32 protein-coding genes and 1 pseudogene are annotated in these 26,153 nt (G+C 30.2%); 3 read left to right on the forward strand and 30 right to left on the reverse strand.

All coding sequences use genetic code 11. The features are described 5' to 3' along the window. The 12 genes from DW1_RS10350 to DW1_RS10405 form a co-directional block, all read right to left on the reverse strand. The coding region (locus DW1_RS10350; protein ID WP_074350554.1) for an ATPase, T2SS/T4P/T4SS family at window positions 1-1,079 on the reverse strand (1,079 nt) is incomplete at its 3' end. A gap of 204 nt (window positions 1,080-1,283) precedes the next feature. Further along, the gene (locus DW1_RS10355) at window positions 1,284-1,829 is read right to left on the reverse strand and encodes an SAF domain-containing protein (protein ID WP_074350555.1); all 546 of its coding nucleotides are present in this window, start codon (window positions 1,827-1,829) and stop codon (window positions 1,284-1,286) included. Between the two features lie 30 nt (window positions 1,830-1,859). Next, a complete protein-coding gene (locus DW1_RS15570) occupies window positions 1,860-2,009 on the reverse strand; it encodes a hypothetical protein (protein ID WP_159433585.1) in 150 nt (49 codons plus the stop codon). A gap of 356 nt (window positions 2,010-2,365) precedes the next feature. Next, a complete protein-coding gene (locus DW1_RS10360) occupies window positions 2,366-2,560 on the reverse strand; it encodes a hypothetical protein (RefSeq protein WP_074350556.1) in 195 nt (64 codons plus the stop codon). Between the two features lie 159 nt (window positions 2,561-2,719). Further along, the gene (locus DW1_RS10365) at window positions 2,720-3,220 is read right to left on the reverse strand and encodes an A24 family peptidase (protein WP_074350557.1); all 501 of its coding nucleotides are present in this window, start codon (window positions 3,218-3,220) and stop codon (window positions 2,720-2,722) included. Window positions 3,221-3,442: 222 nt separating this feature from the next. Then, a complete protein-coding gene (locus DW1_RS10375) occupies window positions 3,443-3,919 on the reverse strand; it encodes a prepilin peptidase (RefSeq protein WP_074350559.1) in 477 nt (158 codons plus the stop codon). 87 nt (window positions 3,920-4,006) lie between these two features. Continuing rightward, window positions 4,007-4,402 (reverse strand): TadE/TadG family type IV pilus assembly protein, encoded by a 396-nt coding sequence (locus DW1_RS10380; RefSeq protein WP_074350560.1) that lies wholly within the window; start codon window positions 4,400-4,402, stop codon window positions 4,007-4,009. A gap of 23 nt (window positions 4,403-4,425) precedes the next feature. Further along, window positions 4,426-4,806, reverse strand: a complete 381-nt coding sequence (locus DW1_RS10385) for a TadE/TadG family type IV pilus assembly protein (protein WP_074350561.1) — start codon at window positions 4,804-4,806, stop codon at window positions 4,426-4,428. Between the two features lie 12 nt (window positions 4,807-4,818). Then, entirely contained in the window at window positions 4,819-5,724 is a 906-nt protein-coding gene (locus DW1_RS10390; protein ID WP_074350562.1) for a hypothetical protein, read from the reverse strand. A gap of 60 nt (window positions 5,725-5,784) precedes the next feature. After that, a complete protein-coding gene (locus DW1_RS10395; RefSeq protein WP_074350563.1) occupies window positions 5,785-6,441 on the reverse strand; it encodes a hypothetical protein in 657 nt (218 codons plus the stop codon). Next, window positions 6,434-7,228 carry a hypothetical protein gene (locus tag DW1_RS10400; RefSeq protein ID WP_074350564.1) on the reverse strand — a complete coding sequence of 265 codons (795 nt, stop codon included), beginning with the start codon at window positions 7,226-7,228 and terminating at the stop codon, window positions 6,434-6,436. Before DW1_RS10400 ends, DW1_RS10395 begins: the two co-directional genes overlap by 8 nt. Before the next feature lie 56 nt (window positions 7,229-7,284). Then, window positions 7,285-8,460, reverse strand: coding sequence for an S-layer homology domain-containing protein (locus DW1_RS10405; RefSeq protein WP_074350565.1), 1,176 nt, complete (start codon window positions 8,458-8,460; stop codon window positions 7,285-7,287). A gap of 109 nt (window positions 8,461-8,569) precedes the next feature. On the opposite strand from DW1_RS10405, the gene DW1_RS10410 reads away from it, so the two are divergent. Then, entirely contained in the window at window positions 8,570-8,740 is a 171-nt protein-coding gene (locus DW1_RS10410) for a ribbon-helix-helix domain-containing protein (protein ID WP_074350566.1), read from the forward strand. Between the two features lie 41 nt (window positions 8,741-8,781). Here DW1_RS10410 and DW1_RS10415 read toward each other — a convergent pair whose 3' ends face one another. The 17 genes from DW1_RS10415 to DW1_RS10495 all read right to left on the reverse strand — a co-directional run bounded on the left by DW1_RS10415 (window position 8,782) and on the right by DW1_RS10495 (window position 23,137). Continuing rightward, window positions 8,782-8,973 carry a hypothetical protein gene (locus DW1_RS10415; RefSeq protein ID WP_074350567.1) on the reverse strand — a complete coding sequence of 64 codons (192 nt, stop codon included), beginning with the start codon at window positions 8,971-8,973 and terminating at the stop codon, window positions 8,782-8,784. 91 nt (window positions 8,974-9,064) lie between these two features. Continuing rightward, complete coding sequence (locus DW1_RS10420; protein ID WP_074350568.1) at window positions 9,065-9,250, reverse strand: type II secretion system F family protein; 186 nt, start codon at window positions 9,248-9,250, stop codon at window positions 9,065-9,067. A gap of 18 nt (window positions 9,251-9,268) precedes the next feature. After that, window positions 9,269-10,120 (reverse strand): type II secretion system F family protein, encoded by an 852-nt coding sequence (locus tag DW1_RS10425; protein WP_074350569.1) that lies wholly within the window; start codon window positions 10,118-10,120, stop codon window positions 9,269-9,271. Between the two features lie 2 nt (window positions 10,121-10,122). Then, window positions 10,123-11,004: a type II secretion system F family protein gene (locus DW1_RS10430; protein WP_074350570.1), complete on the reverse strand. Its 882-nt coding sequence runs from the start codon at window positions 11,002-11,004 to the stop codon at window positions 10,123-10,125. A gap of 87 nt (window positions 11,005-11,091) precedes the next feature. Continuing rightward, complete coding sequence (locus DW1_RS10435) at window positions 11,092-12,477, reverse strand: CpaF family protein (RefSeq protein ID WP_083605636.1); 1,386 nt, start codon at window positions 12,475-12,477, stop codon at window positions 11,092-11,094. Window positions 12,478-12,491: 14 nt separating this feature from the next. Beyond that, window positions 12,492-13,859, reverse strand: a complete 1,368-nt coding sequence (locus tag DW1_RS10440) for an AAA family ATPase (RefSeq protein WP_074350571.1) — start codon at window positions 13,857-13,859, stop codon at window positions 12,492-12,494. Between the two features lie 17 nt (window positions 13,860-13,876). After that, on the reverse strand, window positions 13,877-14,689 hold the full coding sequence (locus tag DW1_RS10445) for a Flp pilus assembly protein CpaB (protein WP_074350572.1): 813 nt from the start codon (window positions 14,687-14,689) through the stop codon (window positions 13,877-13,879). Window positions 14,690-14,895: 206 nt separating this feature from the next. Further along, window positions 14,896-16,089, reverse strand: coding sequence for a hypothetical protein (locus tag DW1_RS10450; protein ID WP_074350573.1), 1,194 nt, complete (start codon window positions 16,087-16,089; stop codon window positions 14,896-14,898). A 282-nt stretch (window positions 16,090-16,371) separates the two neighbouring features. Then, entirely contained in the window at window positions 16,372-17,388 is a 1,017-nt protein-coding gene (locus DW1_RS10455; RefSeq protein ID WP_074350574.1) for an ArdC family protein, read from the reverse strand. Between the two features lie 140 nt (window positions 17,389-17,528). Further along, window positions 17,529-18,479, reverse strand: coding sequence for a DUF3991 domain-containing protein (locus tag DW1_RS10460; protein ID WP_074350575.1), 951 nt, complete (start codon window positions 18,477-18,479; stop codon window positions 17,529-17,531). Between the two features lie 30 nt (window positions 18,480-18,509). Beyond that, complete coding sequence (locus DW1_RS10465; RefSeq protein WP_074350576.1) at window positions 18,510-18,920, reverse strand: DUF6075 family protein; 411 nt, start codon at window positions 18,918-18,920, stop codon at window positions 18,510-18,512. A 123-nt stretch (window positions 18,921-19,043) separates the two neighbouring features. Beyond that, window positions 19,044-19,673: a hypothetical protein gene (locus tag DW1_RS10470; protein WP_074350577.1), complete on the reverse strand. Its 630-nt coding sequence runs from the start codon at window positions 19,671-19,673 to the stop codon at window positions 19,044-19,046. Window positions 19,674-19,688: 15 nt separating this feature from the next. Next, window positions 19,689-19,952 (reverse strand): hypothetical protein, encoded by a 264-nt coding sequence (locus DW1_RS10475; RefSeq protein ID WP_074350578.1) that lies wholly within the window; start codon window positions 19,950-19,952, stop codon window positions 19,689-19,691. An 81-nt stretch (window positions 19,953-20,033) separates the two neighbouring features. Then, a complete protein-coding gene (locus DW1_RS10480) occupies window positions 20,034-20,804 on the reverse strand; it encodes a Fic family protein (protein ID WP_074350579.1) in 771 nt (256 codons plus the stop codon). A gap of 6 nt (window positions 20,805-20,810) precedes the next feature. Beyond that, entirely contained in the window at window positions 20,811-21,266 is a 456-nt protein-coding gene (locus DW1_RS10485) for a hypothetical protein (protein ID WP_143474407.1), read from the reverse strand. Window positions 21,267-21,348: 82 nt separating this feature from the next. Then, window positions 21,349-22,347, reverse strand: coding sequence for a ParB/RepB/Spo0J family partition protein (locus tag DW1_RS10490; RefSeq protein ID WP_074350581.1), 999 nt, complete (start codon window positions 22,345-22,347; stop codon window positions 21,349-21,351). Continuing rightward, the gene (locus tag DW1_RS10495) at window positions 22,340-23,137 is read right to left on the reverse strand and encodes a ParA family protein (RefSeq protein WP_074350582.1); all 798 of its coding nucleotides are present in this window, start codon (window positions 23,135-23,137) and stop codon (window positions 22,340-22,342) included. Before DW1_RS10495 ends, DW1_RS10490 begins: the two co-directional genes overlap by 8 nt. Window positions 23,138-23,340: 203 nt before the next feature. Here DW1_RS10495 and DW1_RS15310 point away from each other — a divergent pair. Further along, window positions 23,341-23,550 (forward strand): annotated as a pseudogene (locus tag DW1_RS15310) (superoxide dismutase family protein); the annotation flags it as partial. A gap of 587 nt (window positions 23,551-24,137) precedes the next feature. Here the strand turns inward: DW1_RS15310 and DW1_RS10505 are convergent. After that, window positions 24,138-25,133: a DUF4352 domain-containing protein gene (locus tag DW1_RS10505; protein WP_074350583.1), complete on the reverse strand. Its 996-nt coding sequence runs from the start codon at window positions 25,131-25,133 to the stop codon at window positions 24,138-24,140. An 838-nt stretch (window positions 25,134-25,971) separates the two neighbouring features. Between DW1_RS10505 and DW1_RS10510 the strand changes: the two genes are divergently transcribed. Further along, window positions 25,972-26,142 carry an aspartyl-phosphate phosphatase Spo0E family protein gene (locus DW1_RS10510; protein ID WP_074350584.1) on the forward strand — a complete coding sequence of 57 codons (171 nt, stop codon included), beginning with the start codon at window positions 25,972-25,974 and terminating at the stop codon, window positions 26,140-26,142. Window positions 26,143-26,153: the final 11 nt, after the last annotated feature.

Genomic DNA, 26,153 nt, shown 5'->3' on the forward strand with positions numbered 1-26,153 from the left:
ATAAAAAGAGCAGTACCTTCTACTGCTTCCTCTGCTGTGTTAAAGTGTGCTGTTGCCATAGAACCATCAAGTCCTCTTGTACAAGCTCTTACTGCTTCTATAGCCTCTCCTGCCCCTCTAAACTCCTCTATTATAAGAACATCTGGAGATTCTCTTAACATAAGAACAAATAAATCCTTCATATGGATTCCCAAATGACCTTGTTCCCCTAATTCTATAATATCTCTATCTGGATAATGGTATTGTAATAATACCTCTGAATCCTTTCCTATTACTCCTATTCTAAGTTTTTCATTCAGTTCACCAACTACTTTTCTCATGAAAGTTGTTTTACCAGCACCAACATTTCCAGATATGAGCATACTTGCTCTCCCTCTTGCTAAAATACTAATTGCTTTCCATACTTTTGAATTTAATGTTTCTCTTTCTATATAATTTTCTAACGTAGGCTTAAATGAGTCTGGCCTTCTTAAAACAAAAGTCCAGGGCTTTGTAATTGGAGGACATGTAGCAGTAAGTCTTGAGCCATCAGATAATACTGACTCTAACTTAGGACTAGACATATCAATACTAGCACCCATATCCTCTACAATCATTCTTTTTATTAAAGTTATTATTTCGTCATCACTATTAAACTCAAAATCAATTTTTTCAGGCACTCCATTTCTTATAATACGAATTTTATCTTTTCCTGCTCCATTTACCCTTATCTCATCAGTTACATTGTCAACTGCATATTCTTCAAGTCCATCTAATCCCCAATTCTTAGCAAAGATTTTATATGCTAAATCTTCTAAGGTAAACCCAGGAACTTTAATATTATTTTCTTTTAAAGTTTCTAGGATATAGTATCTAGCCTTATTAATAGCCTCTCTATTCCTTGACATTGCAAGTGATAGTGTACGTTGCTTTGCATCATAAGAAATTTCTTCATTATTGATTTTAGAGTTTTTCATCATTTCTTCTTGCATGAAACTTAGAACTTCCTCAAAGGTCATTTCCTTAACAGGTTTAGTTATTTCCTTCGTCTGGAGAATTGATTTCTGTTCCTTCTCCTTCTTCCTGAAGATTTTCATCATCTATTTTTTCACCATCCTCTATAGTTTCAGCTTCCTCTATAGTTTCAGCTTCCTCATTTAATAAATCATTAATGTATTGATCTCTTTCTTCTTCAACTGCCTGATATGATTGTTTTACAACTAATACATATCCATTATCTATTTCAACTGAAGCAGGTACTAAACTGTCTACTTCATCTCTTCTTACCCCTAGTTTTACTGTTTCTATTCAAGCAGAAACGGCATACGAGATCCTTCACCTACATCCTTACCATTAGCAGTAGATAAAGAGATAACTACAACATTTTCAGCAACTAAAGATACTTGATTCCCTTCAACCCAATCACCTTTTTCTAAATCTACCTTATATATATCAACAATATCTCCTGGCTTTGCTCCGCCTGTTTTTGCATATAAAGTATTAATTGTGACAAAAGATATATCTTCAATTTCTTCTTTATCTAGCAAATTATCTTTAAGTATTGGTTCATTAGCAGATAAAGGTGTTTTAGATATTTTGCCTAAAACATCTGCTAAATCAACTATATAATTATCTGTATTCGTAGTAACAGGTACTTGTAAAACCTTTAAATCTTGACTTCTAATTGTTTCATATAATGGTATTTCTTTAGCAGTTATTATGATATCTTTCACTTCTACGGGTTCTTGATACTTATTATTTAGAAAATAAAAAGACACACCAGCAATAATAAGTCCTAGTATGCCTATTAATACATATGGTAAATATTTAAAACGTTTTATTGTGAACATCCCCTTTCATATTTATAAACTAATTAAAATTTATAACTCTAACTCATACACTTCCTTCTGTTCTACCTCTTGCTCGATATGCCATGCTTCCTCTAGTTCTTTTTCGATATTCGCTTTATCTAAATCTATTATTACATCTATAATATCCTTCCCTGTCCATGCTTTACCTTCTCTAATCATATATACTATCAAAGAGCTTTATCTTTCCATCCTTAAACTTTTTAATAGCAAGCCATTCATCTCCTCCAAAAACACATAACAATTCTCCCCTAATTTTACTCTTCTAAAAATGTCTCCACCAAATCATGTATATCCTCAAACTTATATATTTGACCTAGTATATGTCTTTTAGAATGATCCTCTATTTCAGCCTGTTTTATAATTTCATAATAGAGATCATTAATGATCTTTTCTTTTGTATGTCCTAAAATAGAATTATCTCGTTTAATTCGGATTCACATAGTATATATAAAACCTTATTTAGTGTCCATAGCTATATACTAACATCATATATTGATTATTTTTGCTGTAATATATCAGTTTTTTCTACTGATTCGTGGGGCTATTTTTTCTTTATAACAATCAATAGCTAATAAAATCACATACAATGTTCCGATTAATAACATAAGACTTACAGCAATTACATTTAAAACTTTGTTATCACTCAAAAACATAAAAGCTATTATAGTTGATAGTACTGGAGCTATTATTAAAGGAACTATACTTACCATATCTTACCCTCCTATCATTTATCATACCTGTTTATTAACAACCACAATATTGAATGGTAAACAATTCTCCTTTTTATATATTGTAATTAGTTTACATGACCTTAAAATAGTTGTCTAGTTTATTGTAACCTATCCATCATTTTAACGAAAGACTTAAAGTTAAAATATAAATAAACTAATTAAAGTACTTAGTGCTAAACATGCACCATATGGTATAGGTTTTTTCATATCTTTATTTTTTACATCTAAGGCTTTAAAACCAACATACTTTAGCATATTTAATTGCCCTAGAATATGTTTTGCTTTTTCTTTAAGTCTCTTTTGTCTAATAAAATCTACTGCTGCCCAAATAAGACCAAAACATGAAGCAATAATTGTAATTACTACAAAGGACTCAAAACCTAGCCATAATCCTATTGTTGCCATAAGCTTTACATCTCCACCCCCCATACCACCTAGAGACCACGCAATAAAGCCTATACTAAAACTTACTATAAAACCTAATAGCATTTCCTTTATATTGCCAAACAATACTTGATATATAACGCCAACAAAAAGCATTGGGAAAATCAATTTATTAGGTATAATATAAATCCTGAAATCAACTATTCCTATAACTATTAGAGTCAAAATAAATATAATCAAAAATACATTTTCCAAAAGATCACCACCTATGCTTTTTTTCTAAAAAATAGAGATTCAAATACAATTGTATAAAAAACAACAAATACAGTTATTGAAAAAGGAAAGGCACTCATATAATTACCAATTATATTTCCTTCATTTGCATGAGACATAACCATAAAAATACTGATAGTTGTTAAAATTGAAATCACATTATACAAAAAAAATCTATGTACGAACCCCACTGTAACACCGCCTTCATAATAAGCACATTAAAATAGTTATAATATAAGCCCCTAGTAAAAAGGGGGCTCCAACTATTTTATTAAATTGCGTTTTATATAGTCCCAAAGTCTTAACTTCTTGCTTTAATTCAGATAGAAAAGACCTAAACCCTTCCTTGCAAATAAAGCAGACAATATTACCTATTACAGTAAATAAAATAAAGAAAAAAAAGAAAGTCAACATCTTTTCATAATTAAGAAATGCAGCATAGCCCATAGCAAGTTTTAAATCACCACCACCTAATTTAAACACTGGTATTAATGATGTTACAAGAAAAACAGCAAAAATTCCTAGTAAAGATCTTGTAAATCCTTGAAAATCATTATTAAGGCAATTAAAAAATATCCCCAGCAAAATCAAGGGATACGTAATATAGTTTTTTATCTTTCCTGTTTTAATATCTGTATAACAAGCTATAATACTAAATGGTATTGGTAGCAATAAGTGCATATACTTCTCTACCTCCTTACTTGAATTTTTTCTATAATCTGTTCACGAAAACTTCTCTTTTCTTTTCTATTTTTTTACTTACTATAACTACCAATTTGTACCGTAATATCTTTCTTTCAACTCCTCTTTAAACTTATACTTGGCTTTTAAGTTTAATAAATGTTTGCCACCAACAGGTATATAAAAACCATAAGGCTTTATTATTTCAACACTACCCTCTTCTAATGATATAGAAACACTTGCACCAACCACCTCTCCTAAAGCTAATTCTTCATGTGCTTTATTAATAGCTTCAGAAGTATCTCCCATAGATACCTGGTACTCTCTAGCAGCTTCTTTTGCGGCCATATTCATTACAATTTTGTACCTAGCTGCATTTGTAAAAAAAACTAATCCTATAAACAAGCCCATTATTATGGGTAGCATTGTAGCAGTTTGAATTAAAGCGTTACCTTCTTCATCTTTAAACAGCTTTTTTAACATCATTTCAACTCCTATCATTTAACTTAACGATTATACGGCTCTATATGAAAAGCCGCACCTGCTTTAAGTGTAAAATTTTTCATAGGAAATCTTGTTGAATATGGTTTTTCAATCTTTACAATTCTCATATCCCCATCTGCATATGCCTCTATAGTTGCACTTACATTGTTATTAGCTAACTCTTCTTCTGCCTTAGCTATAGCTAATACTCTCATATCTTCACCTACTATTGGGTTTGCGTATACTCTTGCACCTTCTCTAGCTGCTACCCTCATTATTAATTTTTCTTCTATACCATGCATAAAGAAAATATAGCCAAATACTAATAGTAGGAAAATAGGTATTGTAAGTGCAACTTCAACAACTGCACTACCTTTTTTATCTTTAAAGAGTTTTTTGAACATAGCATTTCTCCTTTACTCAATAACTTCTACTAGTTCCTTAACTGCTACAGCTTGAAAGGTTCTAGTATAAGAGTCTTTTCCAAATATATTACCAAATATAAATGGTACTTCTACTGTTACTGTTGCAGTAACTTCAACCCATCTAGGAAAATATACTTCTCTTGTTTCGTATGTATCATATGTCCAATTCTCTACTTCTGAAAGTTCTGTTGGCAATGCTCCTCTAAATTCAACCATCCACCAAGCTTCATTGTTATATTCATTCCATGAAGGATTGTTTAATAGTTTTTTACCGCCCCTAATATAGTGTGAAGTTTCATAAGGTACTCCACTATCACAATTTCCACTAGGTTCTCTTCCTATTACATCTGGTCTATCAAGCCAAATATTTTTAGTTACTTTATATTTTCTTTTTTCATCATATCTTACTGTATAACTAGTAGAAACTATATTTACTTTTCCATCTAATCCATTGAGTTCTAGGTTTTCCTTAAGATAGTCATCAAAAATAATTTTTGCTTTGCTCTGATTTAAATAAATATAATTTTTTATATTACTTTCTGTATTGGTCCACGCCTTTAAGCTAGTTACATATTTACTTCTATCCTCTGTATGAGAACTTATAATATTACCTTCTTCATCTCTTTCATCAACTATTGTTTCTATACAATTCATCCACCAATTACGATTTATTTCTATAAGTGTTTCATCTTGCTTTATTCCTCTTTTCATTTCCTTTACTGAACTTGCTAAAGATGCAGTAAGTCCAGCATCTAAAGCATTTCTTACAGCTACCTTATCACTATATGCTACTACAAGAGCATAATTCATATATCCAATTAAAATTATCAATAAAGTAAGTATTGCTATCATTGGTAATACAGAACCTTTTTCATCTTTTATTAATCTTTTTAACATTTTTCCACCTTCTTTACAAAGAAGTTAGTCCTTAAATTACATAGACTAATCACATATTGCTCAATCATCTTTAGATTTGCTTCTAATAAATGTAGGTCGTACTCCTGAACTTGTAGGTCTTGTTTCTTCATATTCTAGAGGTTGTTCATTAAATCTAGTTTTCATATCATCCATATGTTTTTTTGCAAAACCATGTTTACCCGCAATCTTATCTATATCTTCAAACTTATCTATCACATCTAAAACTTTACCAGTATTAGCATTATATATCTCTATAGTTGCACTATAGGATATTCTGTCAGGATTTTTTAAGCCTTCTTCAAAAGCTTTAATTTCACTTTCATTTAGCTTTCTTCCATATTGCTTTTCAATTCCTTCTAATATATCATCTTTAGTTATAGTTATTGCATAATATTCTGTTACACCAGAAGGCGGCTTAGCACCACCAATTATATCTGTAAAAGATATTTTATACTCAAATCCACCTATATTTATTTTTCCTTCTGTAAACCTATATCTTATACCTGATGTTGCACCAGTAGAGGTAGAAATATAAGAAAGTTGATTTAATACTCCATTTTCATCTGTATCAATTTTTACAGGTTCAGGGAAAGGATTTTCTGTCTTTATAACCGATACTGCTGCAAAAACAGTACTAATCTGAGACAATATAGTTAGAACTATTACTACACTAATAAACCTCCTAGCTCTATTCATTGTTTATCTCCCTCCAATCAGAAAGATATATTACTTGTTGTAAAAATAATCCTTTAGTTGTATTGGCATATCTAAATTCAGCATCTCTTTCATAACCCTTCTTAGGCTCTAAACCAAAAGGATTATCTTCTCTGACATAAGCTAATTGCAATACTCCACTAACTACATAATCACCTCTAATCATTTTGTATACCAAATTAACATCTGTTTCCCACCCTACTATCGCATTTCTATATATATTCAATCTTTGAGGATGAAGAGTCTTAATTGCCCATTCAACTTCCTCTGGTTCTTTTTCATAGAATTCACCATATTTGTATCTTGGAGGTACATCTTCTAAATATCCTGTATACCAATCATAGCCATAATCTTGTATCCTTTTAATATCTTCATCAGATAATTCTTTTGTTTGTTTGACTTTTTCAGGATTATCTTTTAATTTAAAACTCACACCATCTATTACATACTGTACTGGTGCATCCTCTAATTCATAATATTCCTTTCCTGAACTTGCATCCTTTAGTGGTCTTACTGCTATTTTATTTTTAGGCTTTTTAGATTCTATTTCTTTCTCTTTTTCTTCTATGGAAACTATCTCGTTATTATCTTTTTCTGATTTATTATCTTTGGGTATCTTTTTCTGTTCTTCTTGTAATTCTTCTCCATATGCATTATCTGCTATTAAAATAGCATCATCTTTATTTTTATTGAAAATAAAAAACGAACATATAAAAACAACCAATATAACTAAAACAATACTTAAACTTACCTTTATTTTTCTATTCAAAATATAACCTCCTCTATAATAAAGTAATTAAAAAAAGACTAAATAAATTAGTCTTTTTACTTAACTTCTTTCCATTCTGAAAGCCTACCTGAAAGCTCCTTGCCCCAACCTTCATCTGCAAGTCGTGTCCCTTTAGTTGTATTTGAAATCATTATCTCAAAATCAGCCTCATAAACCTTACCATTTTCAGTTTTCTGAACAACTCCTCTAATACCATAATCTCCATTAGCATAATATATTAACTTAGGAGAAGAAAACCATTTAATATTTTTCTCTATCCCTTTAAGTTCTTTAGGAGGATAATTTATTGGAGTCCATAATTGTCTTTCATAGATATTCTCTGCACTTTCTCTTTTAGTTTCATAAAACTTATCGAAATCAGTATATAATTTTAAAGCTTCTGCATAGTTAGAATAAACCATAGGGTTTAGAGGATAACTTTGCAATCTCTTAATATCTTCATCCGTTAGCTCTGTAATTTTTGTGTTATTAGGCTTTTCAGGTGTTTTTCTTTCATCTGCATCTAATACTCTTATAACAACAGTACTTGCCTCTGCTCTAGTCAAACCTTGATTACCTTTAAATGTCCCATCAGTATATCCTGATATAATGCCTTTTGTGTATGCTTTAAGCACATAATCTTGATATTCTTTAGGTATCTTATCAAAATCCTTTATCTGATACTTATAATCTTCTCTATTATCTACATGACTTTCTTTAAGATAATCAAGGGCGTTCGCACACATTTTAGCCATTTCATTTCTAGATATAGCACTATCAATATTTTTTAGTTCGCCTTTTTCTATAAGTTTTATTTCTTCTGCTTTAGTGATGTATCCACTTGCCCAATGATTACCTGTTTTAGTTGGATTATTAAATCCTAATGATGAAACCAGTATTTTAGTAAATTCTGCCCTTGTAATAGAACCATTAGGTTTAAATGTACCATCAGGGTAGCCATCAATGCCACCTAAGCCTACAAGTTTTGAAACTGTGTTTATGTACCAATCGGTAGATTTTATATCTGAAAACCTAGATACAGTATGTTTTATAAGGTCTGCTAGCATTTCTGTTAATGCCTTTATATTGTCCTTGCTATTATTTAATATCCGATTAAGTGTACTTTCTATTGTTTCACTAAAAGTTGGTGCTTTAGCAAAACTAGCTGAGAAAGCCGAGAAACTTGATAATACAATAACTAATATTAATATCATACTAATTGTTTTCTTCATTTTGTACTCCTCCTTTAGCATATTCTTTACTATATTATACCATAAAGTAGCACCACTTGCAATAACCTTATAATTGCTTTATAATATAATATAACAAAGGAGTGATAATATGAGTCTTAAAAACAGAGTTCGTATGGGTTCAGCGGTTGATAAAAACTTGTTTGAAAATCTAAAAAAACTATCTGAGCAATCAAGAATTCCGATATCTAAGTTACTAGATGAAGCCATAGAGGATTTACTTAAAAAACATCAAATTATTGACAAGTCATCCCCCAAATAATATGGGGGATTTCTTGTTAATAATTATTACAAGGACTGTTTTTAGTATTGATAACTCGCACCTTCGTCTAATGATTCTCCTGTTCTATTGAACATAACTCTAATTTTTGGCCCCAAGAACGTTAAAGCACCAACAGCGATTATAGCAAATATACCGATAGTGATACCAGTTTGTACTATATCACCATCCTCATTATCATGAAACTTTTTAATGTTTTTAAACAACTCTTTCATTTAACTTCCTCCTCGATATAATTTAATTAATGATGTCTGCAATCTCATACAATTCTTTTATGTTTCTGATTATTCATCCCCTTTCTCTTTATTACATTACTCTTAATAATGTAAATACTGCTGGTGTCAAAAGAATGGCTAACATCGGAATAAAGACACAAGAAAAAATAGGAAGTAACATTTTAGTAGGTAATTTCTTGGCTTTTTCCTCCATGTCTAGCTTTCTCATGATACGCATATCTTCTGTGAAATCTTCCAGTACATCACTTATATTCATATCACCCCTTTCTCTTTATTACATTACTCTTAATAATGTAAATACTGCTGGTGTCAAAAGAATGGCTAACATCGGAATAAAGACACAAGAAAAAATAGGAAGTAACATTTTAGTAGGTAATTTCTTGGCTTTTTCCTCCATGTCTAGCTTTCTCATGATACGCATATCTTCTGTAAAATCTTCCAGTACATCACTTATATTCATACCACCCCTTTCTTCAGCAGTATTAATTGTATCTATAAATCTACTTAAAATGTCTACCCCTGTTCTCTCGCTCATATTTTTAAAAGCCTTTGATCTTTGTGTGCCTGTTGCAACCTCTTTCATTGCTTTTCTGAGTTCTTCACCTAACACATTAGGAGTATGAATACTAATAATTTCAAAAGCTGTTCCAAGTTCAACTCCTGCTCTAACAGAAGTAGCAAGAAGTCCCACCATAGAAGGTAAGTCTTTTTTTATTGATGTTTGTCTTTTTTCTACTCTTTCATTTAGTAGCCCATGAGGTAAAAGATACGCTATTGCTATTAATATAAAAGTAACGAAAAAAGGAAATCCTATACTTGTTAACACTAATCCTAATATAATACCAAGTAAAACCAAAATAGCTTGTAATCCTAAAAAACTTTCTGCGGTAAGCCCTAAAGGATAATCAGCGTACATAAGTTTATTAGAAAGGTCTATTTGCTTACCAGCAGGAATATAGGTAGATATTGTTGGTCCAATCTTTTGTGCAAACTCATATATACTTTTTCTTTCAAAAAGCATTTTATATACTATAGACTTCTGTTTCATAGTTATAAGGTTAAATCCCATAAATGCAGAAAAAACTCCTAAAAAAACCAACCATAATATTATTGGATAGTATATCATTGTTAAACATCCTCCAACTTCGCAATACTAAACATCCATTTAACACCAAAGAGTATCAATCCAACGCATAATCCAAATATAGTAAGGCCTATAGCATTATCAAACAAAGGTCCTACAAACTCAGGTGCGGCAAATCTCATGATAGTTATTGTAACAAAAGGAACAATAGATACTATTATTCCAGCCAATCTAATCTCAGAAGTAATGGCTTCAACGCTCCTTTTAAATTGTACCTTATGACGAATATCTGATTGAAGTCGACTAAATAAATTGGGTATATTTATTGCCATTCCTGTTTCCTGTAAATCTATAGCTATACTAACAGCTGTCATTTCAGGTATATCAACTCTTTGTGAAAACTCTAAAAAAGCATGAGAAGTGGGTACTCCTATTCGCATTTGAGTAGCAGTTCTTACTAATTCAGAACGAAGAGGTTCTTTAATTTCTCTAGCTGCTCTTTCAAAGGCTTCTGGTAAACTGCTTCCTGTTTTTATAACGGCTGCTATTACTTCGCTTGCTTGTTCCATCTGTTTAAGCATAACTTTTTTATTAGACTCTATATGCCATTTGTACCACCAACTCGGTATTAAAAAACCACCTAAGAAAGATAAAAGAGCGATCCATAATACGCCAACAACAATATAAGTTATTATCCCTATTACAATACCACCTAAAACTATTAATGTTAAAGCAATTTTAATAGGAACCTTGCTTTTCTGAAGTATTTCTTCATATCTTTTATGTTTCTCTTCTTCTGTATAATCATAGAAAGGAACAAATTTACTAGTCTTTATTTCTTTCTTTTTCAGGTACGAAATTCCCATGAAAACACATAATACTGTTATACCTGCAAGTAAAGAAACAATTAATGCTGAATTATTCAAAATACTATCAACTCCTTTCTAATTTAGAACAGTTAAAAAAGTAATTAAGCTTGGCATATCTTGCCCTCCTACTATTTATCAAACAATCTATAACCAGCCATTCCACTCAATGCCTTTTTCTCTAAGCTTTTCAACTCTACTAAAATTTTCATTAACAGCAATCCAATCACCCTTAACTACTTTGCCATCATAACTATGAACTTTATATTCAACTAGAGGTTTGGTAATAATATTCCCATTCTTTTCTCCCATAACTTCATGTATAGCAACTAATTTTCTTGAACCATCAGCCATACGTGAAAGTTGAACTATAATATCGATACCGCCTGCTACATAAGAAGGTACTAAATCAGAAGTTAGCTCTCTAGCAGATGCAACCATTGATACTAACCTTTTACCTGCTTCTTCTGGACTATTAGCGTGTAGTGTTGACATAGAACCATCATGCCCTGTATTTAATGCTTGCATTAAGTCATAAGCTTCAGCCCCTCTAACCTCACTGATAATTATAATATCAGGTCTTGAACGAAGAGCAGTTATAACTAAGTGTCTTATACTTACCTCTCCAGTTCCTTCAATGTTAGCTGGCCTAGCCTCCCATCTTCTAACACGAGGATGATTAAATTGTAATTCTATGGGGTTTTCTATAGTTATAATAGATAAATTAGGATTAATAAAACTAGATAAGGCATTTAAAAAAGTAGATTTACCACTACCTGTACCGCCACTTACCATGATACTTAATCTACCTTTAACGCATTTTATAAGAGCTTCTTTAATCCTTTCATTAAGAGAACCGTATTCTATTAATTTATCAATACTTAAATCAGGCTTGAACTTTCTAATAGCTATTTGAGTACCATCAACAGCTATAGGAGGTATAACAGCACATACCCTAGAACCGTCAGGAAGTCTAGCATCTACTGTTGGACTTGCCCAATTAAGTCTTCTACCTAATGGCATTATAATTCTTTCAACAACTAATCTTAAATCTTCTTCTGTACCAAAAGAATCCCCTGTTTCATAGAGTATGCCATCTTTTTCTATAACAACCTTATCAAATCTCTCTACCAAAATTTCAGTTACATCTGAATCATTTAAATATTTATCTAATGGCCCATAACCAGATATTTCTGTAGACATTTGTTCAGCAATTAAAACAACATTCTTATATGGAATACTAGGATGTAATCTTTGTATAGTCTGTATAACTTGTCTTTTAATAGCTTCTTTAGCTTCTTTATCACGATATTTTCCTAACAGCTTAGCATCTACTTTATCCATTACATCTGTCTGGGCAATTTTCTTTAATTCCTGGTATTCTTCTTTAGTTAATTCTTTTATTTCATCTGTAGCTGGAATGTAATCAATAATTCTTTTATATTGCCTATTTTCAGTATCACTTCTCTCAACTTCGGACTGACTCAAAATCCCTTTAGAATTACTTTCATTATTTGAATTTCTGAAAAGCATAGTTTCCTTCCCTCCTAACCGAATAAACCAAATAGCTTCTTTTTATCTGAGTTTTCCTTTACTTTCTTCTTACTTTTTTTAACGTCTTCTTGTTTTACACCTTCAGGATAAGCTCCACAAAGGTCATTCGCTAATTTTTTAATAGCAATTGCAAACTCACTTTCAGGCTCAAGCTCAACTGCTTGTTTAGCAGAATTACCATGTAAAGCCTTTTTAACAACATCATCATTAGGTATTTCTCTAAGCAAAGGTCTACCTATAGTTCTTGCAACTTCATTAGGTTTAAGATCCCATTCGCTAGGTTTTTGAGCATAATTAAGTACCACAAACATCTTATTAATTATATGTATCAGATCTCTTTCTCCATTAGCGGTTATATCGTTTAGGGTATGTACTATTCTGCCTAATTGCTTAACTGCTTGTCCTTCAGGATTTGCAATCAAAAGTATTTTTGTAGCCTGTTCAAGAGCAGCATCCATTACAGGACTTAGATTAGGAGCACCATCAATAATAATTACATCAAAATATTTCTTGAGTATCTTTAAAATATTATCAGCTATATCATAGCCAATTTTAGCCGCTATACCCATATTTATTGGAGCAGCAGCAACCATTATTCCATGTGGTCCAGGAATAAGTAAACTATCCACTTCCTCTGGACTTGTTTCATTAAGGTCTATATTTTCCCATGCTGCAAGGTTTCTACTAACAGTGTCTATATCAGGAATATTACATATTGTGCTTACATTTGCTCCTCCACAATCAAAGTCAACAAGAACTACTCTTTTACCTGAATAATAAGGTGATAACTTTATAGCAACTGCTAAATTAGCTGCAACAGTACTCTTACCAACACCACCTTTCATGTTATATGTAAGAATAACTGACTGTGAAATTGTTTTAGTTATATATTCCTTAACTATTTTAGTATTTCTAGTTCCTTTTTCTATTGCACCATGCTCATTAGCTAATTTTTCATACTCAAGTCTTTTAGCTATTATAGAATCAACTATCTTATCTGCAACCTCTCTATATACAATACCTTCTCTTTTAAAAATTTCTGCAACTCCCTTACTTTTAGCACTAAAAATAAATTCCGCAGACATAGAATCAGAAATGCAAAAAATTTCAGTTGTAGGTGAAGAATCTTTTAATTCCTTAGCAACTTCTATAGCAGTCAAATCGATTAGGTTAAAATCCATTAGTATAGCATCTACGTCTCGCATAGTTGAAGCTCTATTTATTAAATCCTGGCCATTTTGACAAATAGCTACAACTCTAACTAGAGGATTACTATTTTGCAATTTAGAGAAGGTATCCATAAGCCTCATATTGTCATAATCAGCAACAATTATGTTTACCGTATTAGAACTTTTATACACAACCTATTCTCCTTTCATTAACTTCCGAATTCTTCATCAGGTGAGAACTCATATTCTGCTACTGGAAGATTTTCAGGGTTATCTAACATCTGTATATATAAATCGCTTAATATTTCAGGATGCCCTTCTGGTTTATTTAATCCAAATGGCATTAAGGCAATATAAAACTTACCTTTTTCTCTTGCCAAAGCTAGGGCTTCAAATTGTTTTTGAGTCAAAGCAATAACAACATTACCTTTATTATTATCACTTGGTAGCTTAATACCAAGGACATGTATAAAGTCAAATATTGTCTCAGTTCTTCTAATTTTTTCTTTTGCATCTGTTTCCTCAATATAAACAGATGTTACAGCAATCTTGTCTCCTTCTTTCATTCCACTTATCATACCAATAATAGAATCAATTGGTATTTCAGCTGCTCTTAAATTCATCACTTCTTCAGAATCTAATGTTTCACTTTTAGTTAAACTATCTGCAACAGCTCTTAACCTAGTCGATAACACAGGTAGTTCCTTTTGCTCTAAATTTACTACATTTTCATATCTTAAAATATCATTCTTAGACATATCTTTAAGAGCCACTAATCCGCTAAGCTCATGTGTTGGCAATATTGCATCTTTTGGTCTTGCAGATACGGGTATATTTACTACCTGAAAATTCTCTTTAAGAAGCGGATCCCCAGCTACAATATTTGTATTTGCAACTAGCATTGGTACTTTTTCTGTAATTTTATTGATTGAAAAATACGCAAAAAAAACAGCCAGTAAACTACAAATAACTGCTGTAAAAATGAAAAGAAAACCAGTTTTTTTAATTGAGATTTTTTTCATCAATAGAGCCTCCTTATATTCTTTAATCATTAGATTAATTATCTATCAAAAGTTATGCCTAATTCTATATTTGACACAAGCAAATTTCTTCCTTTACATCTGTTATTCTAATAAGTCTAGTTTGAATATAGTTTTTATCTTTATTTGATAATCCCAAACTTGTTAACTCTAATCATACTAATCCTCAATTTAGTCAACAATTTAGTTTAGTTAGTTAAAACCTTTAATATATCTTCACCTTTACGAGTAAGTGAGCTAACAAATTTATTTCCCTTCTTTAAGGAATTAATTGAAACAACATTCTTCAAAATATCTGCTAAATACCTAGATATCTCTTCATCTATGTTGAAAGGATTTATAAATACCGGTGCTCTCTTAATGTTTCTTAATACCGTGGTATTTTGAACTTCCTTCTTAATCTCTTTAAATCCAAGTGCAGTTGCCAAATTAACTGAAACAACCCAAGAACCAATATATGGTTCTACTTCTGCTAAAACATCACATCGATAAAAATTGATGTCTGCCCATCCCCATTGCGAACCATTTAGACATAGAATCTGATGGTCTGTTCTATACATTTCACTATAGCTAAGTGTAGGCTCAATTATGCCTTTATCATTTACTTTTTTTAATGCTCCAAAATCTATTATAATGTACTTATAATTGCTAGCTTTTGATTGAAAGAGACAATTATTATATTTTTCTAGCTCTTGCTTGCTATTAGTTTGATAAAAAACATCAATACCATTTATAGTAAAGAACCCATCATTTCTACTGTCTGCATAAATTAGTAGATTTTTAAGTCTTGGTCTACTATTAAATTCAATTATCGCCACTTTGCACCCCATTTTCTTTATAAAAGAAGCAATTGCAATAGCTGTATGTGTAACCCCAGAGCCTGAACCAGCTCCACCTATCCCAATTATAAAATTTTTCATTATTTTTTCTTCCATAACATTTAACTTATCATCGTATATAACCTGTTTTGACTCCATAGTGTATTTTGTATTTCCTGTTTCAGTTCGTAAATCTATAATTAAATTTAGTAAATTATCCATAGATATATCCTCGGTAAGTAATAAATCATAGATTCCTAAGCTATGCATTATTTCTATAAAAGTTTCGTCCTTATTTTCACTGTTTACTATTAATATTATTCTCATTTCCTGGGATAAATTTCTTATATCTACAATTTCACTTATTTTAACTGGGTTATTAATATTTAATTCTTCATTTAAAATCAGTAAATCAAAATCTTGACTTATTTTTTCTCTGACTTGTCTCATATTTATAGCTTTATCAAATTCAAAATTATATCCTTGAATTCTTTTGAATTCAGATAGAATTTTCGTTTCTAACTTATTGTCTAAATCTTGGTTAAGAGCAAATAATATCTTCAAAATTATACCTCCTGAAGTTTTTCTTTTTCAGTATCCTTTTAGAGGGTTCGGGATACTTCCCGAGTATTTATGGGCAATGGGGAGATAAATTTCCCCATTGCATGTCTACTTGTTGGCGAAAGTCCGACAAGTGGGAAACTTGCCTACTATAAATACATCCCTAACTGAATTTATTCTTTTTTGTCATTGGGTTATTGAAAAAGGAAATAATAGCTGTAATATTGACCATTTTTTTACCCCCAGTGCTAAATAATTAACTAAATTTATGAGAAAAAAGAAAAGCTATATTTCCAGCTCCTCTTCATTCTCTAAAATGTACTTATCTTCTTCATATTCAATTACCCTAACTTCTTTCACTTCCATGCTTTCATTTTGGGTTGCTAAGAAATCTTTTTCATTAATTAGCTCTGCTTTGTATTCCATATAATTTGCGATCTTCTCTGCTTCTCTTATAGCTTTGATTAATGTCTCGGGCTTTTCACTGATTGCCTGAATCCAACTTTGAACATATGCCTTATGGTTATTGATGTGTTCCTCAGTTTGCTCAGTCCTTAAATTTACACTCATAAAACATGAAGTAACTTCTGCAATTAATTCTTCATAAGCATAATCACTTGAACCAAATATATTATTTATATTACGATTCAAACGATGTTTCGCACCTGTAGAATGGGCTAGTTCATGCAAAGCTGTGGAATTATATGCATAATCAGTTGTAAAATATTCTGGCTTTGGTAAATGTATCTTATCTTCACTGGGGCGATAAAAAGCCTTATCATTCCCATCATTAAGAATCTCCACTCCCATATTATTGGACAATCTTTTAATAATTTCATCAGGATGGATATTGTTAATTTTTATTGGTGGTAATGGTGGTATCCCTACAATATCTTTTGCATTAAATACCACATAATATTTTGCGATAAAATTTATATTTTTTATCTTTTCGGGATTGTCTTTCACTACATTGAATTCTGCCCATGTAATTACTTTTTTCTTTACGAAATCATATGGCATCCAATACTCTACTTGTTCTCCTTTGGCTCCCTTATTTAATCTCCATCCTTTATTTCTAATTTGGTTAAATGTACACCATCTAGGGTCAGTATAGCCTTTTTCTAATGAAACAAATCCTAACCAAAACCTGTTAATACCCTTGTATCTTTTATTATTGGTTCCATTGATAGGAATCATGGATTGTCCTTTCCATTCTTTTTTCCAATCTAAACGATTTTCCTTTAAAGATTTAACAAATGTATCTGCTAGCTTTTGACGATATTCCTTCGTTTTTTTATTCATATTTTAATTTCACCATTTTCTATCATTTCTTCTTCTGAAATTGTTTCTGTATCAATAAAGATAATCACAGTATCATTTGTCTTTTCCTTCTCTTGTTTCATTATCATTTCACTCCAATTCTTTATAGTTGCTTTATATAATTAAATTTCTAATTCTTCTTCAGTTGCTTCTTCATAACTATTTCCTCTAGTAAAATTTCTTAAAATCATCAAATCTTTATTGAAATCTTTCAGTGAGGGGTATTCTACTACAATATTGTAGTCTTTCTTATATTTTTCTACTATGAGATTTGTCCCTGTTTTACCAGCATCATCATTGTTTAAACAAAGATGTATTGATTTTATATTTTCATTCTCCTTTAAAAATTGATTCAATGCCATATCATAAATCCCACCTAGTGAAACGGCATTATGATTAAATTCATTTTTTAGACTCATGTAGCTCATTAATTCAATTGGAGATTCAAAAACATATACAGTGTCACTATCTTTATTAAATAAATTAAAGGAGTAGGCTTTATTTGAATTTTTAACCTCTCCTCTAAACTTGTCTATATTTGTATTAGTACCTCTTATACTTGCATATCTAGCATTGCCTTCTTTATCATATCCAACAAATACACAATTTTTATTTTTATCTTCATATAGCTTTTTATCTTTTATAAATTTATACACTATGTTCTTATCAATTTTCCTTGTTTTTATGAGGTAAGCTATTATATGTTTATATGTATTGTTTTTCTCAGGGAGAATTAATTCTCCTTTTATATTTTCTTCACTTTGTCTTATGTCTTTTTTATAATTTCCCACATTATTACTAATAGTAAGTCCCAGAAGCTGCTTAACCGATTCAACCCAGGACTTGTTTTCAGTAAACATTATAAATTGTATTGGACCCCCACCTTTACCCTGAGAAAAGCAATTCCACATGTTATTAATGGGATCTATATAAAGGCCTCCATAACCTTCTATCTTATATGAATTGGTTCCTACCCTTTTTACATCAAAATACTGTTTTGCATATTCAAGTATATTAACACTATTGGCAATTTGAATCTGTTCATCAGTAAATCTACGTTTTTCATATACCATAATCATACCTCCTTAAAATATAAAAAGAAGCTAAAGTTCCAGCTCCTCTTCTATTTCATCTTCAATACTTATTTCTTTTTCAATATCCCTACCAAATCTAACATCAATTGCATTGACTGCTAAGTTATAATTATTCTCATCTAAGCTATAAAAGATATTCATAGGTGATATGTAATCATCCTTGTAATTATTATATAGATTAAACCCTAAACGTATTAATGCCTTAGAGCTTGTTGAAAAATCTACTTCTCCATTAGTTAAACATTCAGGATTTATACTATTATCTTTAAAATTATATATAAAGTGCCTTTTTTTAAATAAATCATCATTTCCACCTATAATATAAAATAATGCTTGTCTCTCACTGTCCTTTGAATGAGTATTGTCTTCTTTAATCAATTCTCTAAATTTTAGAGCATGCTTACTACTTAAGAATCCCATTTGTCTTCCCTCCATGTTTATTTTAATTTATATATATGAAAGAGCAGGCAAGAAAAATACTTACCTACTCTAATAGGGGGTTATTGAAAAAATGAATTGTTAAGTTTTTCTTTATGCTTTTAACTATGGCTCTAGTTCCAAATCGTCTTCGTCCTCTAAATTGTCTTCTAATTTATTAAGTATTGACTCCATTGTCTTCCAATCATTTTTTAGTTTTGCATATGAAGATACATCTACATTTTTTTCTAATCCCTTTGCAATTACTCTAATTTGCATATAATTAAATTCTGGAGTGATATATGGAGATACATCCACTCCATTTTCTAATCCAACACGTATTTCTCTCATTTGGTTAAAATTAAATTTAGGATTGGCATATTTATCTATATCTATTTTATTTTTTAATCCCAGATGAATCTGTTCTATTTGTTCACTATCATAGATTGGCTCTCGCTTATTTGTAATTTCTTCTAATTTCTCTATAGACTCTATTCTATCCTTAATAAGCAATAAAGCCTTTAATTCTTCTACTTTATCTTTATCTCTGGTAACAAGTCTTGTACGATAATGTTCTCCTCTTCCAGTATAGTCCTCATGTACATAAATAGCTCCATTGGATACAAAAGGTTTTTCTCCATATATCTCTCCATGTCCTAATATATCCATTATCCTCTCTATAGCTTCTTTTGCAGATATTTGTACATACATGTTCTCCAATCTTGCATTAGCTTTCAAACCAATCATTTTTCTCATATTTTTTATCCCCCTTTATCTTTCTTGCTCCCAATCATCTTCTATTTGATTTTTATATTCTTCTAATCTATCTGCTCTTTTTTTGAATACATCATCTAGCTCATCATAATAATTTCCTTGATTCCAAAATACCCTATCATTTTCTTTCTTCACTCCTTGTGCTACTATGAATTGTCTTCCGTCAAATAACAGGGCATCATCTTTTTCGACTTTTAAAACTACAGTAGAACCAGAGAGCGATGTTTTTACAACATCTCCTTTTTTCAATAGATTATTCACTTGAATCCCTCCATTTAGAATTTTTAATTATAAATAAAAAAGCAGATAGTTTATTTGCTATCTACTCTTTGATTAAAATTTTTATTTTTCTAGTTCCCACTCATTATCATAATTATTTGCTATTTCTAAAACTGAAATATACTTCTCCAACTCTTCTTCAACATATTTTGCTACCATACTAACTAACATACTTGAATCACCATTTTTAAGATGATAATCAGAAAAACAGTCATAGTATCTTCTTCTGTCTTTAAATTTAATATTAATTGGTGGATAACCCTCTTTCATTAATTCTAAATTTAAAAGTAATCTTCCTGTCCTTCCATTCCCATCAATAAAAGGGTGTATTCTTTCAAACTTTAAATGGAATAAAGCTACTTTCTCTATTGTATGTAAATCTTTCATTTCATTATTATATTCATTGATTAATTGCTCCATTAATACTGGTACAAGATATGGCTGTGGTGGTTCATGTACTGCTCCTAAAATAGTAACTGGTATACGTCTATATATTCCTCTATTCTGTGGTTTATCCATCAGTACTAGTGTATGGATATCTTTTATCACTTTTTCTGATATATCCATTTTATCTCTAACTAGTTCCTCTACATAGTAAAAAGCATCTTTATGTCCAACAGCTTCTAAATGGTCTTTTAGTGGTTTTTCATCTATTGTTATTCCTTCTTTTAATATTAAAGCTGTTTCTTGTAGTGTGAGCGTGTTTCCTTCTATAGCATTAGAATTATAAGTAAAATTAATTAAAAACTCTTCTCTTAATCTGCGGACTTCTTCACTCGTTAATGGTCTGTACTCATTTAATTTTGATTTTAACTCTTCAATCTTACCAAACATAGAATATCACCTTTCTCTTTCCCAGTCTTCCTCTTGATTGAGTCGATCTTGAAGCACATAAATTTTATCACGCAATTTATGGTTTTCCATTCTTAAATTATTGTTCTCTATTATTAGTTTCTCCCAATCTGATACAAGTTTGCTTACATTGTTTCTGATTTCTCTTTGATCTAAATTTAAGTTCTCATATCTTCCTTCACTTTTAATCATTAAATTATTTATATTGTCTACTCTAGAATAAATACTTGAAGTTTTTTCTATTATATTACCTTTAATATTAGCCTCTGATTGTTTAATATTTTCATTTATATCTTCATGCTGTCCACTTAAAGTAGTATTGTTCATTGTACCAATTTTACTATCAATTTTATCATATCCTCTTCTATTGGTGAACACATTAGTAATTAGGACTACAATAACACCAAATATACCTGTTATTAACGAAGCTATTACTGTCTCCATTAAAATATCCCCCCAGTTCATATTCCACCTCCATTATATTATATTTTGAAAAAAGAGGACAACATATATATTTATTCCATCTCTAATCATCTTCATTTTCAATTTCTTGATTTTGAGAGAAATATAATTCTAATGCTTTTTCAATTATCATTTCAATATCTTTTTGATTTTGGTCTTCTGAAAAATATTTGCTAATAATTTTGGGCTTTACCTTAATGCTTTTAGGTTTCTTGCTAGGATTATCAAAATACTTCCCAGATAAAATATCAAAAGCTTTTTCTTCTGTGAGACTTCTATGCTGAGAAAATTTCTTTAAAGCAGCAGCTTTTTTTATATCTACCTTAAATTTTTTCTCTTTCAATATCCCTTCAACACTTTCTTGTTCATCTTCTTTAAGAAATGATAAATCTACTGCTGCAATAAAGGGGATCTCTTCTGAGTCTAATCTATATTTTAATGGTTCAATCAAACTATCTATCCTTAGATACCTTGAAATAGTTTTTCCAGATAAATCATATTGATTACCTATTTTTTCTCTACTCTCTAACTTCTGGTCAACTTGTCCAGAAGTTAAGTTTTCCTGTAAATCATAAGGGTTTGAAAGCCTTTCTATTTCATTTATAAGATCTATTCTTTTACCTTGTTCTTTAATAGCATTATATCTTTCTGTTAATATTCTTGCTTTCTCCGAATGGCTTAGCTCTGAAAACGACCGTTGTATTAGATTAGTCTCTGTAACTATTAACATAGCTTCTTCATCAGTTAAGCTTTCCTTAATCACTGCTGGCACTCTTTCTAATCCTGCTATTGTTGCAGCATTAGCCCTATTATGACCTGAAAGTATTTCATATTTACCGTTGTCTGTAGGTCTGACTATTAATGGCAATATGATTCCATGTTCTTTTATGCTTTCTACCATATCATTTAATCTTTCACCCTCATATAACTTAAAAGGATGATTTTTAAAAGGTACAAGTTGGGATAAATCTATTTCTTTTATTCCTGAGTCTGAGCTTTCTAATATATCTTCTTCATCAGAAAATAAATCGTTTATATTTATAATTTTTCTTTTCTCAATCATTAGCAATCAGCTCCTTAGCAAAACACTGGTAAGCTTTAGATACCTTGTTTTTAGGATCATATTCTATAATGCTTTTTCTATTTTTAATTGCTTCTCCAGCTCTAACAGAAGCAGGTATTTTATTATTAAATATTTTCATATCTAAATCAAATTTATCTTTAATATACACTGCACTTTCATTTACTGCTCTAAGCATTTCTTTAGATAAATTAGTCCTTTCATTTAGCATGGTTATTAAAATGCCTTCTACCTTGATTCTTGGATTTATTCTTTTCTTTGTCTTCTTTATTGTAGATGTCAAATCTCCTAACCCCTTAGCTGATAAGAATTCTGGAGTAACAGGTATAATTATGCTGTCACAAGCTGTCAAAGCATTAATTGTTAATGTCCCTAACGATGGTGAACAGTCTATCAGTATATAATCGAAATCTCTTCTTATAGGCTCTATAACCGATTTTAATATCTGTTCTTTACACATGACATTTACTAAAGTCATTTCAATACCTGCTAATTGTAGATTTGCAGGTATTAGATTTAAGTTTTTTTTAATTTCTAGAATACATTTTTCTTCTGTTTCTCTTTCTTCTATTGCATCTGTCATAAGTGTTTGAATACCTGGTTTATTATCTGTCTTATATCCTAATGCAACTGTTAAACTTCCTTGTGGGTCAAAATCTATCAATAGTACTTTTTTACCTATCTGTGATAAAGCATAGCCAAGATTTAAAGCTGTGGTTGTTTTACCTACTCCACCTTTTTGGTTAACAATTGCTATTATTTTAGATTGCATCAACATCTCTCCCTATATTATTTTTCAAAAAAATTAGGACAAGCATATAAAAGTGTTTGTCCTAATTTAAGTATCATTTTTTTAATAGCTTGTCCTTTGATTTTCTATTATTATCTATCTTATGGGTTGTTGTTATAGTATTGTTGCTAACTATATCTTCTATTTTGTCTATAGTTTTTCTGTTTTCCAATGTGTTTACACTACCACATGGGAATCATGCCGGTGACTTTCCAGTGTTGTTTTCTAATGATGGTTATGCAGAGATGAAATTTTTCACTAATAGGTTTAAACCTTGGGATGTAATCGGAAAATCCATAATAATACATCAAAACCCAGATGATTATCGCTCTCAGCCAGCAGGAAATTCAGGAAAAAAACTAGCTTGCGGTATTATACAACCAAGATACTTCTAAGATTTTAAAAAATGAGCTGCAAACCATACAAATGCAGCTCATATATTTTAATAATTATAGTAACAAAATTATTAGAAATTTTATACCGCATAAACCTATGTCAATATTGCTGCTTTAAATAATCCATTAGCAGCTTAGCTCATCAAGAGTTTTACCTGAACATACTGAACTAATGAAATCATCTCATTCAATACTTATATTTAGGATAGGTTTTACTCCTGGTTTTAGTTCATTTAATTGTTAAATAAATGCTAGAATGCCACATCACAAAGGCAATATGTATAGCTTACTTTAAATTCAGCACTTCAGTGAAAACTTAAATAAATTAATGTCTGAATGGGAATGATGCCAAAACCTTATGAAAAAACTAAGTTTTTGTCTTAAGATGTCAATTAGGTTACTTTTTGACCAAACTATTGGCATAAATCCAATATTATAAAATGAAACAAGTGCAAATGTTTCACCATTTTAAAAGGTTACATTTACACTTTTTAATACCAAAAAATCCTATATTTTAACTTATACTCTTAGCGTTTTTACAACTAAAAACCTTAAAATCAACTATAAGTCTTCATTATAGTTTAATATTAAACGTCTATATTTACATATTCTTTGAGTTCTTTCATTACCCACGGTTTTATTTCTAATTTGAACTTTCGCTTCTCCTCTTTTACTCTAAATGAAATTTTTCCACTTATTTCTTTTTGAGGTTTTAAGATACCATTTATACCGTTCTCCTCTGGGAGCACTATATTGTAAACCTGATTGTCCATATCAACTAACTTAAATATCATATGTGAAGTTATTTGTTCTTCTTTTGAACCATCATTTCTTACAGACAAGTTAATATCTAAAAAATAATTTCCTTCACCTGCAGCTCCAAATTTATTTCGTTCAGACACTAATACTTCTTTTATATTAAAAACTAGACTATCTATTGTTATATTAGTTATATTACCTTTGGGATCCAAGTCACTTTCTTTTATAATATGTTCTTCATTCTCATTAGAATTGCTGACTATTTCATTATTGTTCGTATAATAAGGTTCTCCTATTTCAATGTCTAGTATTCCTGTTTCCTGACTCATCATTGAAGGTCTAATATATAAATCAAAACTATTAATTCCTTTTGGAACCTCAAACCAAACTGTTCCTTCCTTACTTTCATCTGACGAAAGTAAACCATTAATACTATCTGGTCCTTCTGGCAAAACAATATTATATATATTCCCATTCTTATCATATAGTTTAAACATCATTATAGATGTTAATTGCTCCTGTGTAGTACTATCATTCGTGACTTTTAAATTTACACAAACTAGCTTATTTCCTTCTGAAGCTGTTTTATATTGATTACTCTTACTTTCACTTACATTGTTAACTGTAAATATTAAATTATTTATTCTTATACTATTGTTACATACTTCCAAACTAGAAGTTTTATAAGATTCTATGATTTCTTCTGCATTTATCCTATTACTCACAACTACTGTTATACTACCTGCAATAACAGCTAATATCAAATATTTTATAACTGTCCTTTTATGTATACAAGTTCTTATATGTTTTATAATATTCATCATACTCTAAACCCTCCCTCTATAATTGCTAAGTTTCTTGGTAAACTTCATTTTATTTTAAAACTTTATCTGGCTATAAAAGTACTTTATCTACCTATATTAATATTATATATGCTTCTTACAATTTACATAATTCATATACATTAAATATTTACACATTGTAAAAATATTTGGCTATAAGTAGAATTGACCACTTAGTTTTGGACAAAACCCACTAATATTTCTAATATCATAGTGTTTCATTTTGCTCTTGGCTTGTTGTGCATTAATGTTTATCTTCATCAAGGTTAAAAGCTACATATCTGCTAACGCACACCCTTGATTTCAGCTTCTTCTAGAGACTTAGATTAATATTATTAAAATAATTATAATTTGAGATTAATCTATTTTCTTTGACTCTTTAGCCCATCGGAGAGTAATTTCAAGAACTAAATCCTATCTTCTATCAACCAAGGTTGTATCACTAATTTCCTCTACTTCTCTGACAATTTAACATTTAAATTATTCTAGATATATTTTACCTTTATTTATCAATTTAGACAATCCCCATTTATGATATTATATATAACATTATTCGCTATAAAATGCAGATAACATTGGTAAATTTTTAGATAAATTACCTTCACTCATTAGTATTACGTATTACTAGGTATCATACTTGCATATTAAATATCCGATTTCTCTCTAATATTGTGTATTAAAGAAACTTCAGTTTCTTAAGGGCACATTTTTGAGTATAATTTATTAATCTCTTTTCCCTCTTTCTGATATTAAGTTAATATCAAACGCATAAATGATTTATTGTTTGGATAGCCTACTACTATGAAAGGAGAATATCTAAATGCCAGAATTAAATGATTTGCTAAATGACATTGAAAAACTTAGAAAAAACTTAATAAAATTAATAGAAGAAAAAGAAAATAATCTACAGGATCCTGATATAATAGCTGCAAGTCAAATTCTTAATGCTGCTATTACTAAATATAATGAATTTATTAAAAGCAAACTATAAGCTTCATTGTA

It is taken from the genome of Proteiniborus sp. DW1 (assembly GCF_900095305.1).
In the GTDB taxonomy this organism is placed as follows: domain Bacteria; phylum Bacillota; class Clostridia; order Tissierellales; family Proteiniboraceae; genus Proteiniborus.

Coding starts and splice junctions, on each gene's coding strand:
- DW1_RS10395 (WP_074350563.1), bottom strand. CDS start 6,441: ATGAATAGAGCTAGGAGGTTTATTAGTGTAGTAATAGTTCTAACTATA.
- DW1_RS10375 (WP_074350559.1), bottom strand. CDS start 3,919: ATGCACTTATTGCTACCAATACCATTTAGTATTATAGCTTGTTATACA.
- DW1_RS10385 (WP_074350561.1), bottom strand. CDS start 4,806: ATGTTCAAAAAACTCTTTAAAGATAAAAAAGGTAGTGCAGTTGTTGAA.
- DW1_RS10380 (WP_074350560.1), bottom strand. CDS start 4,402: ATGTTAAAAAAGCTGTTTAAAGATGAAGAAGGTAACGCTTTAATTCAA.
- DW1_RS10445 (WP_074350572.1), bottom strand. CDS start 14,689: ATGAAAAAAATCTCAATTAAAAAAACTGGTTTTCTTTTCATTTTTACA.
- DW1_RS10425 (WP_074350569.1), bottom strand. CDS start 10,120: ATGATATACTATCCAATAATATTATGGTTGGTTTTTTTAGGAGTTTTT.
- DW1_RS10355 (WP_074350555.1), bottom strand. CDS start 1,829: ATGTTCACAATAAAACGTTTTAAATATTTACCATATGTATTAATAGGC.
- DW1_RS10510 (WP_074350584.1), top strand. CDS start 25,972: ATGCCAGAATTAAATGATTTGCTAAATGACATTGAAAAACTTAGAAAA.
- DW1_RS10420 (WP_074350568.1), bottom strand. CDS start 9,250: ATGAATATAAGTGATGTACTGGAAGATTTCACAGAAGATATGCGTATC.
- DW1_RS10470 (WP_074350577.1), bottom strand. CDS start 19,673: ATGAGAAAAATGATTGGTTTGAAAGCTAATGCAAGATTGGAGAACATG.
- DW1_RS10490 (WP_074350581.1), bottom strand. CDS start 22,347: ATGATTGAGAAAAGAAAAATTATAAATATAAACGATTTATTTTCTGAT.
- DW1_RS10390 (WP_074350562.1), bottom strand. CDS start 5,724: ATGTTAAAAAGATTAATAAAAGATGAAAAAGGTTCTGTATTACCAATG.
- DW1_RS10495 (WP_074350582.1), bottom strand. CDS start 23,137: ATGCAATCTAAAATAATAGCAATTGTTAACCAAAAAGGTGGAGTAGGT.
- DW1_RS10415 (WP_074350567.1), bottom strand. CDS start 8,973: ATGAAAGAGTTGTTTAAAAACATTAAAAAGTTTCATGATAATGAGGAT.
- DW1_RS10505 (WP_074350583.1), bottom strand. CDS start 25,133: ATGATGAATATTATAAAACATATAAGAACTTGTATACATAAAAGGACA.
- DW1_RS10460 (WP_074350575.1), bottom strand. CDS start 18,479: ATGGTATATGAAAAACGTAGATTTACTGATGAACAGATTCAAATTGCC.
- DW1_RS15570 (WP_159433585.1), bottom strand. CDS start 2,009: ATGATTAGAGAAGGTAAAGCATGGACAGGGAAGGATATTATAGATGTA.
- DW1_RS10360 (WP_074350556.1), bottom strand. CDS start 2,560: ATGGTAAGTATAGTTCCTTTAATAATAGCTCCAGTACTATCAACTATA.
- DW1_RS10455 (WP_074350574.1), bottom strand. CDS start 17,388: ATGAATAAAAAAACGAAGGAATATCGTCAAAAGCTAGCAGATACATTT.
- DW1_RS10405 (WP_074350565.1), bottom strand. CDS start 8,460: ATGAAGAAAACAATTAGTATGATATTAATATTAGTTATTGTATTATCA.
- DW1_RS10480 (WP_074350579.1), bottom strand. CDS start 20,804: ATGTTTGGTAAGATTGAAGAGTTAAAATCAAAATTAAATGAGTACAGA.
- DW1_RS10465 (WP_074350576.1), bottom strand. CDS start 18,920: ATGGGATTCTTAAGTAGTAAGCATGCTCTAAAATTTAGAGAATTGATT.
- DW1_RS10485 (WP_143474407.1), bottom strand. CDS start 21,266: ATGGAGACAGTAATAGCTTCGTTAATAACAGGTATATTTGGTGTTATT.
- DW1_RS10435 (WP_083605636.1), bottom strand. CDS start 12,477: ATGCTTTTCAGAAATTCAAATAATGAAAGTAATTCTAAAGGGATTTTG.
- DW1_RS10410 (WP_074350566.1), top strand. CDS start 8,570: ATGAGTCTTAAAAACAGAGTTCGTATGGGTTCAGCGGTTGATAAAAAC.